General features: G+C 36.9%; 8 protein-coding genes and 3 pseudogenes. 6 read left to right on the top strand and 5 right to left on the bottom strand.

Annotation, left to right across the window (positions count from 1 at the left end; genetic code table 11):
• Positions 1 to 61 precede the first annotated feature (61 nt).
• A pseudogene (locus AC1UFB_RS11320) lies at positions 62 to 508 on the bottom strand (IS21 family transposase); the annotation flags it as partial.
• Positions 509 to 600: 92 nt separating this feature from the next.
• Between AC1UFB_RS11320 and AC1UFB_RS11325 the strand changes: the two are divergent.
• A pseudogene (locus AC1UFB_RS11325) lies at positions 601 to 1513 on the top strand (IS1595 family transposase).
• A 7-nt stretch (positions 1514 to 1520) separates the two neighbouring features.
• Here AC1UFB_RS11325 and AC1UFB_RS11330 read toward each other — a convergent pair.
• The 3 genes and pseudogenes from AC1UFB_RS11330 to AC1UFB_RS11340 all read right to left on the bottom strand — a co-directional run.
• Positions 1521 to 1781, bottom strand: a pseudogene (locus tag AC1UFB_RS11330) (IS21 family transposase); the annotation flags it as partial.
• 180 nt (positions 1782 to 1961) lie between these two features.
• On the bottom strand, positions 1962 to 2996 hold the full coding sequence (locus AC1UFB_RS11335; RefSeq protein ID WP_157803535.1) for a YheC/YheD family endospore coat-associated protein: 1035 nt from the start codon (positions 2994 to 2996) through the stop codon (positions 1962 to 1964).
• Positions 2997 to 3028: 32 nt separating this feature from the next.
• Positions 3029 to 4300 carry an ATP-grasp domain-containing protein gene (locus AC1UFB_RS11340; RefSeq protein ID WP_100346997.1) on the bottom strand — a complete coding sequence of 424 codons (1272 nt, stop codon included), beginning with the start codon at positions 4298 to 4300 and terminating at the stop codon, positions 3029 to 3031.
• A gap of 487 nt (positions 4301 to 4787) precedes the next feature.
• Between AC1UFB_RS11340 and AC1UFB_RS11345 the strand changes: the two genes are divergently transcribed.
• The 5 genes from AC1UFB_RS11345 (at position 4788) to AC1UFB_RS11365 (ending at position 10324) form a co-directional block, all read left to right on the top strand.
• Positions 4788 to 5132, top strand: coding sequence for a hypothetical protein (locus AC1UFB_RS11345; protein ID WP_100346998.1), 345 nt, complete (start codon positions 4788 to 4790; stop codon positions 5130 to 5132).
• 64 nt (positions 5133 to 5196) lie between these two features.
• On the top strand, positions 5197 to 5463 hold the full coding sequence (locus AC1UFB_RS11350; protein WP_100346999.1) for a hypothetical protein: 267 nt from the start codon (positions 5197 to 5199) through the stop codon (positions 5461 to 5463).
• A 216-nt stretch (positions 5464 to 5679) separates the two neighbouring features.
• Complete coding sequence (locus AC1UFB_RS11355) at positions 5680 to 8319, top strand: glycoside hydrolase family 31 protein (RefSeq protein ID WP_198511868.1); 2640 nt, start codon at positions 5680 to 5682, stop codon at positions 8317 to 8319.
• A 377-nt stretch (positions 8320 to 8696) separates the two neighbouring features.
• Positions 8697 to 9503 (top strand): hypothetical protein, encoded by an 807-nt coding sequence (locus tag AC1UFB_RS11360; protein WP_100347001.1) that lies wholly within the window; start codon positions 8697 to 8699, stop codon positions 9501 to 9503.
• A gap of 134 nt (positions 9504 to 9637) precedes the next feature.
• A complete protein-coding gene (locus AC1UFB_RS11365) occupies positions 9638 to 10324 on the top strand; it encodes a galactosyltransferase-related protein (RefSeq protein WP_100347002.1) in 687 nt (228 codons plus the stop codon).
• Between the two features lie 242 nt (positions 10325 to 10566).
• On the opposite strand, the gene AC1UFB_RS11370 is transcribed toward AC1UFB_RS11365, so the two are convergent.
• Positions 10567 to 11121 (bottom strand): transposase (locus AC1UFB_RS11370; RefSeq protein ID WP_482589240.1); only part of this gene is annotated, 555 nt, incomplete at its 5' end.

An 11121-nucleotide genomic window follows, 5' to 3' on the forward strand; every position in this document is an offset into this window, starting at 1 on the left:
CTTTTTTGGCTCTAAACAGGAAAAAACATTAAACTGAAAATTGCGTCAACATTTATGCAACACTAGTGACCTTTCCTTTTTGATATTCTGTGCGTGGTTCGTCCATGACGGTTTTCATATTGTCTGTCACAATCGTTTTGGGAACTCCTCCAAATGCTTCGAAGCTTTCCGTAAGGAATGCTAATAAGATACTTTGAGATTTTGAAATCGACAGGTTAAATGTTCTAAATCTTGAATTGGCAAGTAAGAGTACACATACATTTACATATAATATCTCTCCATCTTTAGTGACATATCGAATATTTTCCTTCCAATCCAACTGAGCTTGTTCTGCTGGAGGTGTTTCGAAGCGAATCACTTCACTGTTTGAACTCTTACGTTTCCCCGAATCAAAATAACTTTGAAATTCTACTTTATTTAATATGTACTTTCTAAAATTGGATTGACTACAGTTTAATCCATGATTATCTTTTAAGTATTGCCATAAGGCTCGTTTGTAATAAAATATAATGAGTATCCCTTTTACTCAGAATGATGTTTAACAAGAACGAATTTTTGTCAATAATGATGACTAACATTGTTCTTGAAAGGGTGCTCTAAATGGCTAAATACCAACAAATGAGTTTGATTTCTTTCCAAAAACAGTTTTCAACTGAAAAAGCTTGTCATGACCATCTATTTTCATTGAAGTGGTCAAACGGCTATTGTTGTGAGAAATGTGGTCACGATGCATATTTTGAAACAAAAACGCGTAAGCACAGGCTTTATGAATGCAAAAAATGCCGTTACCAATCTACTGTCACTGTTGGAACTGTCATGGAAAAGACAAGAACGGACTTAACTAAGTGGTTCTTAGCTATCTATTTAATCGCTCATGATAAACGTGGTGTATCCGCAACAAGGCTTTCTGAAGAACTTGAAGTAACGTATTTAACCGCATGGCTCATGATTCATAAAATTCGACAAGCCATGAGAAAACGTGATGCAGCATACACCTTAGCTGGTATTGTAGAGCTAGACGATGCTTTCTTTGGTGCGCCATCCGAAGGTGGAAAACGCGGTCGTGGAACGGACAAAACCAAGGTATTAGTAGGGGTATCCTTAAACAAAGAGGGACATCCGCTTTTTCTAAAAATGGAAGTCGTCCCTAATATTAAAGGGGAAAGCTTGACTAAATTTGCCAAGAAAGCCATTCAATCAGGTTCAACGATTAGTAGTGATGCCTATCATTCCTATCGAGCGCTTGATGGAGCTGGTTTTAAGGCATGAATACCAAGTCTATAATGCAAAAAAAAGTCCAGACCATTTAAACTGGTTGCACACTGTTCTTTCGAATGCAAAAGCGTCTGTTGGTGGAACGTTCCACGGACTTGACTCTAAGCATCTCCAATCCTATTTAGACGAATTTTGCTATCGATTTAATCGAAGAAAATTCAAAGGAGAATGGTTTAGCCGTTTAGTAACATTGTGTGCATCAACAAAGACAATTACTTATTCTGAGCTAGTGGAATAATCATTTAAAATATTTGCTTAAACTCTTCCGAAAGCAATAACGCTATAATGTTGTAATAATCATCAATCTTTGATGTCCGTCTCCGAATACTTTTTGGTTCATATCCCTTAAGATATTTATCAATTGTCCTCCGATCGACTCCCATATCTCGAGCCAATTTACTCTTATTGATTTTCATCTTCAAGCTCTCCATTAACATTTTTAATTTAGGTAAATCTGAAAGACTATTAATTTCAATATCTGTATTTATGTTGATTTGCATATGCATACTATCCACCTCAAGAATATTATGCTGCGAGATCATCAGAACTGTACATTCTTAAAATAGCATTTATATATTTCATTAAAGGGACCTATTCCATACTTTTATCAGACACAAAGCGGCTGTTCTCCGATGAGAAACAGCCGCTGGAAAAGGACCTGCTTGATTGTTTATCTAATAATCAAATTACAATGTCTGTTTGTTTTGCTTGGCTAGATATATTGCATACTTAACTGTATTTTTAATAATGTCAATGTTGTTAGACTCAAAGGGAGGTTCGCCAGGTTTCCAATTGACCTCATATATCCATATTTTTTTATTCTCATCTACTCCAATATCAATTCCAAGCTCATCGTAAGACTTTCCATTAGCTTCTTCTAAATATTGGGATAAACTGATACCGAAGCGATCCAAGAGCCTTTCTATATTGAATGCTTCATCCCCATACTCCCGCATTAGAAAATAGAAAGATATTCCTGTTAACCCTCCTAAGCTCATATTTGTAACTATCGATCCTTTCTGAGCTACTCGAGGAACAGCTGCCAGCGTAATCCATTTTCCGTGTTCATTTTTTTGTGTATGTAAACGAAAATCAAAACAATTTCCTTCCTTCGTCTTACATAAAATATATTTTTGGATAACATAATTTTCTTTATTAATAGTTAGGTTCATTAAATCAATAAACTCATCTTTAAAATACAGGCTTTGTTTGCCATTAGTTTCAACAACGTAATGTCCTTGCTCTTGATGAATAAACATAATATTTCTTCCTTGCTGACCCCAAACAGGTTTAAGTACAGTCTTTCCATGCTTGTTCATAAAGTCAAGAATTTCTACAGTATTATGCACTATCTCATAAGGTATAATGTATTCCGCAAAGTATTTAGAGTTTTTAAGTTTTCTATAAAGGTTTGCTTTTCCACCAATTGGATTGCTAGTAAATGGCACGAGTTGTTTCAGTTGGTATACCTTTTCATACATTTCCTTATTCATATTGCCGGGCTCGTAGTAAATTACATCCGGTAAACGCGTTGTTCTCTCTACCCATTCTCCATTTTCGTACATTTTCCCGTTTATTGTTTTATCCTCTAAATTAATATGACGTGGTGTGAAATAAACAAATTCATATCCTTCCATTTTCGTAAAAGATGCAAAGGAATATGCTTTCCAAGCCCGTTCTGGGTCTTTGCGATATTGTAAAAAACCTATTAAACCAGACATAGTGTCTCCCCCTAAACTATATAGTTTATTTTTTACCATTTATCTGACTCTTCATTATTTAATGATTCTAAGGCAGAATCTGTTGAGTTACTCTTTAGATGAAAAACTATTTCTTTGGCGGCAGTTTTGGAGAATTGCTCGGCCTGTTCCGGTGTGTCCCCGATGGCCAATACATAAGCATAACGGTGACCCATTGAAAGCGGAGGATATAGCATTGTCCCTTTTTTCGGCTTTAAAAACACTTCCTTTATACCTGGACATTTCTTTGCACGCTTTTTTCCGGTAATTTTCTCCAAAATACCGCTTTCAGACATAGTAATGTAATAAATATATACATGCTTTTTAAACTTTGGTTTCAGGTCGACAGTATTACCCAACATTAAATTCAGTGTTTTTTCTACCAGATTAATGCCGTAACCAGCTTCAATCATCCGATTCATAGCACCGCCAGAAATACGAGGATTGAGTTCAATCAATATGTAGTCATTCCCCTTTAAACGAAATTCAAAATGACAAGCGCCATTTTCCATACCTGCCTGGTCTACAATGCTTTGCGCCGCTTTCAACAACTTATGATACAAGTCAGATGAAGGCTCTACAATTAGTCGATATCCTGTTACGATAAATCTTTTCTGTTTGGTGATTTCCTGTTCGAAAATCGAGACAATGTAAAGTATTTTATCAATTGTGAGTGTTTCTATTAAATATTGAGGACCGTCAATAAATTGTTCAATCAAGACAGGTTTGTTTCCATACTTATTTTCTAAAGTTACTATCGAATCCGTTAGTTCTTGCTCATTGTTTACTTTGTATACATCTTTTGAACCCGTAGAAAGAGGAGCCTTAATTATTAGAGGGTATTGATTACGACAATGGTCTACAGTAGATGGAATCGAATTAGTAGGTTCATGTATATAATAAAAGGGGTTATAGAGAGATTCTTTTAATACTTGTCGCATAGTTATTTTATCTTCCATATCCGCTATCGTATCTGCTGAAATGTTAGTATTACAGAATTCCTTTGAGAGAATTGCAGCCTTAGAGACAAAGGGATGAACGAAGCTAGCAATTAACTCTATATAAAGGCCTCTATGCTTCAACTTGTTAATTTCCTCTCGAAGAGAATCCATTTTCTTTGTATTCGTCAATATTATATGATGAACATCAACAAATTCTGAAATTTGCTCAAAAAACTTTTTCCTATTTGTGAGCAATACTGTAAAGTAGCCCATTTTATCCGCTGCACGGATTGCTTCTCTGCTAGATCCTGACTTGTTGGATTCCACAAATACAATTGTTTTCATTCTTATTCCTCACCCTATTCACTATTTTTTGGCGAAAACAAAGTATGTCATTTTTACGATATCTAACCCGCTATTGTAATCTATGAATGACACAATCAGTTGATGAAAAAAAGCACAAAAAAAAAGGGGGAGAGATTCTAGAAATCCCCTAGCATATTTTAGTATTACAGTACATACAATTACAGGTCTGTTGTTTTAAAAATATTGGATTCCTAATGTAATTGGTGTGAGGTAAAAGAACCTCATCGCTACAAGAATAGCTTTCCTTTATTAAGTGAAAAGCAATACAAAATGGTGCTAATAAACAACTAAGCTTCCAATTAATGATTTTTATATACAAGGGCCTTTGTTCATGGATTTGATTAGAATCAAAACTAATGAAAGGCATCATACTATTTTTTTATTTTAATGGGTTAATAAACATTAAAAATTATTATGAACATACAATAGCTAAGGTGTGTAAAGTAAACATGAAAGGAGTGTTTAAATGCCCAAAATCAAATTTATTTTGGAAAATCCACAAGTGGGCAAAGAGTCCTTTGAGGCAGACGGTGTCGTCTATACCTTATTTAGAGTTGATCCTCAGACCAAGCAACCTCAATTTATGATTGCAACAGGAGGCAAGGTAAAAGATGGGATTGTTCTCGCTAATATGCTAGCAGCCACAAGAAATTATGTAATGAAAGTGCTGGGTGTAAAGGAGGACCAAGAAGATCTTTTTGATAAGATCATACGAGATACAGCAGACGAGATAAGGAACAAACAGAATTCTTTAAGCTCTCGTAATAAAGATAACGAAAATGTCCCAGATACAGATAACGAAATCCAGTGAAAATGGAGTTCAGTTCGCTTTGCTCGACATCTGGAGCAGTAATAATAGTAAGGGGGGATTTTTAATGGATAAAGTGAAAGTCGTTATCCAAAGCGAAATAAGTACTAAGGAAATTGAAGTAGACGGCGTGGTGTATACGTTATTGAATGAAGATGAAATAACGAAGCAAGTCGGCTTTATGCCAGGATTTACAGGTACGGAAGATCCAATAATCCTTGGAAATGCACTTGCTGTTATAAGAAACTATGTCATTAATATTTTAGGGGTAAAACCCGAACAAGAGGATAATTTTGATAAAACCATAAAAGAAGTAGCCAAGGTTTTAAAATAAGGTCAGAAAGCAACCAATCAGAGAGATCAAAATGGTCCAAATGTTTAAGGCTCTTGGTTATCAGGACGTTTGTAGAACGAAGTTAACTATTAATTCGTTAATTCGACTAGTACGGAATTCTATTTTTTGCATAATATTTATTAATACGAGTTTATTCTTTGAAACTATAAGATTACTCGAGTTTTTTTGTTTGAAAAATTTTAAGGAGTGATTTATTTGGCAGCTAATCAACCACCAGTAGCCTTAGAGCTACAGAGAGACAACTTAGATCGTTTTGAATTAGAATCCTGGTCACTTCGTAGTTACGGTTTAAGTTTGATAGGACGTGACGGTTATCATGGGGATATTCGTGTTCTTGCTCCTGATTTAGTGAAAGTAGATATTCTACCGGAAGGAGAAGAAGCGTTCAACACGCCAGGGGTGTTGAAGACAGATTGGGATACACCAGAATTTGATATAGAGGAATCAGATGATAATATCCTTATTAGTACGTCAAGTTTAGTGATTAGTGTACAAATTGAACCTTTCGGCATCAATCTTTATGATACTGATATGAATTTAATTAGCGGTTCACATCCAAATGGTATGGGGTATGAGCGTTTTCCATTTCAGGATTGGACCCGATCAGTTGTTCCATTTGGATCTCAAGAAAAAAACGATAGTCAAGAAATGGTCGATATAAGAAGACTTAGACCTTTTGTATTCCGTGAGTCTGACGACACGGAACACATTTATGGTTTGGGAATGCATGCTTCTCCTCAAGATTTAAAACCAATAGACTCAGTAGGACAGTGGAACAGTGATGCATACGGTTACCAGTTTGAGCCTGAGGCTTATTTATATGCTTCAAACCCTTTCCACATTGGGTTAAAGGATATCGAAACTGATGATGGAATCGAACACAAAGCCTATGCAATGTATTTGGATAACACGTATCGTGTAGAACACCGGCTTGGACGAGAACAAAATGATGATTCGTCCTATCACTTTTTTAGCTACGGTGGAAACCTTTCCTTATATATTATGTTTGGACCAGAAATTCCTACTATTGTGGAGCGGTTCACGGAATTAACTGGTCGAATTGAACTTCCTCCGGTTTGGGCTCTTGGTCTCCAACAAAGTCACTGGACGTATCCTTCTTCTGAAGTAATTTTAGAAGTTGCTCGCAGATATCGTGAAGCAGAAATTCCACTGGATGCGATGCATACGGATATCGATTATTTTGGGCCTGGTTTTAGAGTATTTACCTTTAACGAAAGTTATAAAAACCCTGAAATCTGGGCTGCAGAGCTCGAAGAGATGGGGGTTAAGTGGGTTGCGATTGTCAACCCTGGTATTAACTCGGAAGAACCCTTGTACTTTGTTGCGGAGGAAGCCTTTGAACGAGATGTCCTGGTTAGAACAGGGTTAGGCGAGGTATACGAAGCGAGAGTATGGCCAGATGAAGCGGTTTGGACGGATTATGCGCTGGAAGAAGGCCGTGAATGGTGGGCCGGCCAATTTGGTTTCATGTTTGAAGCTGGTCTTGACGGAATTTGGCAGGATATGACGGAACCGGCGGTATTTCCACCAACTAGTCCAGAAAATATGGCTGATTTTTATCATACAATGCCGATGGATAACGTTCACGCAAATATTTATGGAGAACCTGGACCGATTTTCCATCGCGAATTCCATAACTTATACGGAAACTTTACTGCCATCTCTCATAATCGGGCATTCGAGATGTTTTTACCGAATACACGGAAATTTATATTAACGAGGAATGCATTTACAGGTATACAGCGGTACGCGACTGTTTGGACAGGGGACAGTACAAGTAACTGGGAAGGCTTCCGTGGTACCTTTGGAATCCATCAGAACATGGGGTTGTCTGGATGGACCTTAATGGGTACCGACTTTGGTGGTTTCGTTGCCTTACCGTCAGCAGAACTTATGGCTCGTTGGATTCAAGGTGGGTTTGCTGCTCCATATGTGCGTGACCATTATGATGATATAGAAAAGTCAGTTCCTACTCCTCCAGGGCCGGAATTCCCAGGGCAGGAAATGTACAATTTCCCTGAATGGGTGCAAGAGGTGGCACGTCAATATATCGGACTACGTTATCGCTTATTACCTTATCTGTATTCGGAAGTTTATAAAGCTAGTCAAACGGGTTGGTTGATTCAACAACCCTTAACTTTCCAATTCCAGGATGACCCTGATACGCATAAAATAACGTACCAATATATGTTTGGTGAGTGCATCATGGTTGCACCAGTCGTACAACAAGGAGAACGTTTCAAATATGTTTATTTTCCAAGTGGTACTCAATGGGTTGACTGGTATACTGATGAAATTATAGATGGGGGACAAAGAATGCTAGTTGATGCCCCTCGTGATTTCTTGCCATTGTATGTAAAAAGGAATTGTATCATTCCAAGCCGTGAACTACAGCAATATACAGGTCAGCGTCCTCTTCGAAATTTACAATTAGATGTTTATTTAGGGGCTGATAGTGCTGACAGAGCAGAATATGAGTTCTACCTCGACGATCAAAATACTTTCGATTATAGGGATGGAGAATTTGATTTAACCGGTTTTGTAGCTGATCGCACAAGACGAGGCAACATTATATTCACGAGAGAAGAGATTGAGGATGGATTCGATGATCCGATTGAAAGATATACGTTGGTCTTCCATCATGTAATGAGACGTCCTCGCCGAGTTCAGGTTTCATCCAGCCCATCTGCTGATATAACAGAAGTTGATAGCTTAGATTGTTTAGAGGATAACACTTTCTTTTATGATAGTTGCGCGAATCTATTGTATGTTCAAGTGGGACGCGATTTTGAGGAAGTATTTGTAAGGGTATAATTTTATCCTAATGGTGGTAGCAGAACTTTCACCCCTAATGTTTATTTTCAAATTCAGGGTGTGTATACTCTAAAATCACTTGATTTATCCCTTGAAGATCGCTTTTCGCCGCTTACCCTAAGCGGTGTAAAGCGATCTTTTCATTTGCCTATCTTTTGATTGTCTAATCCTTGAATATCAAAACCTTTTACAAAGTATCCTTAATATATATCAAATATCATAACCATATACTATGGCATGCACGGTAATCGGCAGAAATTTTCATTCGCCTACTGTGACAAATGGGGCAAAGTTAAATAGAACTGCATTCAAAAAACGCCATATAACAGGTTAACTTTAAACGGTAAAAGAGATATTGATGAAGGGAGATGTTAAACGTGTTAGGCGATCTGATAACGGATAGAAAGAATATCTGTTTTGCTATTTTAGTTCATGAAAACCGCGAGGCTGTTAAGGATATGTTGGATAACATAGCGTATTTTTGTCCTAACAGTTCCATTGTATTATTTAACGGTGGCGATGATTTACATCTGTGTGATTCCCTTAATTATCTCGTCTGCCCCACTAGTAGGAAGCTTGAATACGGAATAACGGGTACTTATATACTTGAGGTAATGGAATGGCTCGAACGTATTAAGTTTGACTATAAATATATCATTAATCTTGACTCCGACGCTTTATTTGCTAAAGAGGGATTCGAACAATTTGTAATTCGAGAAATGATGAATAAGAATGCTGATTATATGGGGGTAGATGTAAGAGTTCCAAGGAAAAGCTGGTGGTGTGGAAAATGCATACGACCCGAATGGAAAAACTGGCAGCCACTGTTTGATAGCGACGATTTTCTCGGATGTTTTAACGTCGGTCAAATCTTTAGCAAAAGGTATGTAAAGAGACTTTTGAAATACAAAAAGTTTGATCAATTTAGAAAAACCCTTTATCACACAAAAGTATTTGGAATTGACGAAATCGCGTTTGTTACAATGGCTAGGACACTAGGGTTTAATCCCAAAAAATATCCTAGGCAGGTTAGCCGTTCCATCCGATATAGACCCCATTTTTCATGTGAAGAAATCAAAGACTATCTGAAAAATCACCCCAAAGCTTATTTGTTCCATCCAGTGGAACGAGATATGAAAAATGAAGTACGAACTTTTATTCGTAACAGTATTCATAAAACATAACTCACATTTATTCTAGTCAGGAGACCCGTTGTGTAGGTGTCATTTAGTCTCTGCAAGGTTCGCGATTACATCGTTTGTGTTGTTTTATTCCTACTCCATAGTTTATGAATCAAAACAAGAGGGGATGAAATGGAATGAAAAATGTATCTGTGATTATCCCATATAAGCCCGATAATGGACATAGAGATATAGTATTCAAATGGATAAAATGTTTTTATAAAAAATCCATGCCTGAAGTTGAATTGTGTATAGGAGATTGTAAAAGTGAACTGTTTAATCGATCACAAGCCATAAATACAGCAGCACAAAAAGCTACCAAAGATGTGTTCGTTATAGCAGATGGGGATGTTATGTACAATCCAGATGTTTTAGTCAAAGCCATTCGACTGCTTAATAAACATGCTTGGATAATTCCTTATAGTAAATGCCTAGACCTTTCAAGATCAAGTACTGAAAAACTTTTATCTAGTATTCCAGAATGGCCTCTATCAATAAAAGGTGAATATAAAGAACGATATAAGAATAAATCTTTTAATCCTGTAGGGGGACTTGTCGTGGTTACTCGTAAAACATTCTATGCTGTTGGAGGATTTGATGAAAGATTTATTGGGTGGGGGGGAGAAGACGATGCCTTTGCATACGCAGTAAATACATTATGTGGTCATTTCCAAAGACTGGATGAAAAAAATTATCATCTTTGGCATGCCGTTTATCGTTTAGTGAATTGCAGAAAGTATCAAGTATCTCAATTTCCACGATTTTTAGGAAATTCCGGACCACCAAAATTAATGAAGTTTGGGATGAAATTATCAAAAAAATAGATGCTTGAATTTTGCATCGGATGAAGGTATATCCATCAAAATGATTTCTAATTTCATTGTAGAGCATTTCTCAAGCACGACGAAAAGAACCAGTACCTAACTTTCAGGATACTAGTTTTTGTTTGACTTATTTCTAAAGATGATTTTGCAGGCTTAAGCCTGCTATTGATTTTAAAATAAAGTCCTGATAATGAGCATTTTTAGATACAAATATTTCCATTCAATTAGAAATGATAGGTACCCTATGCCACTTGGAGCTCATTTTTAATTTGCTCAAGTGACGTTCCATTTGTGGTTTCACGATACACAAACTCAATGATACTGCCGATTTTTTGTTTTCTTATGCACTGAACGGCTAGGTTAAAGGCAGCCTTTCTAAGGTACATCGCAAAAACATAGGTGAACTGGACAATAGTCCAAAAACGCTTAATCGCTCGTTCACTCCGGACTTGATAACCGTTAAAGCCAACCATGCCTTTGACCTGTTTAAAGTAGGTCTCGATGCTCCAGCGTTGACTGTAATACGATAAAATTTGTTCTGTTGTCAGTTCTGTATCGGTGCTTAAAAAACAACGCATATGCTTAGGTTCCATGGGATGTTCTTCCTTCCAGCACATTAATACGACACCCCTATCAAGATCGTTTAAGGCACCTTCGTACCGGTAGACTCGATAAGATTCATGACCGATTGTCACTAAATCAGTCTCTTCTTCTCTAATAGAACGGGTGAATTCTTTCGCTTGAATTCGAATCCCTTGCGGATAAAGAATACGGTTTGTTTTTAAGGCACCAATCAC

It is taken from the genome of Priestia sp. KCTC 13724 (genome assembly GCF_056820425.1).

Coding starts and splice junctions, on each gene's coding strand:
- AC1UFB_RS11335 (WP_157803535.1), bottom strand. CDS start 2,996: ATGTCTGGTTTAATAGGTTTTTTACAATATCGCAAAGACCCAGAACGG.
- AC1UFB_RS11340 (WP_100346997.1), bottom strand. CDS start 4,300: ATGAAAACAATTGTATTTGTGGAATCCAACAAGTCAGGATCTAGCAGA.
- AC1UFB_RS11345 (WP_100346998.1), top strand. CDS start 4,788: ATGCCCAAAATCAAATTTATTTTGGAAAATCCACAAGTGGGCAAAGAG.
- AC1UFB_RS11350 (WP_100346999.1), top strand. CDS start 5,197: ATGGATAAAGTGAAAGTCGTTATCCAAAGCGAAATAAGTACTAAGGAA.
- AC1UFB_RS11365 (WP_100347002.1), top strand. CDS start 9,638: ATGAAAAATGTATCTGTGATTATCCCATATAAGCCCGATAATGGACAT.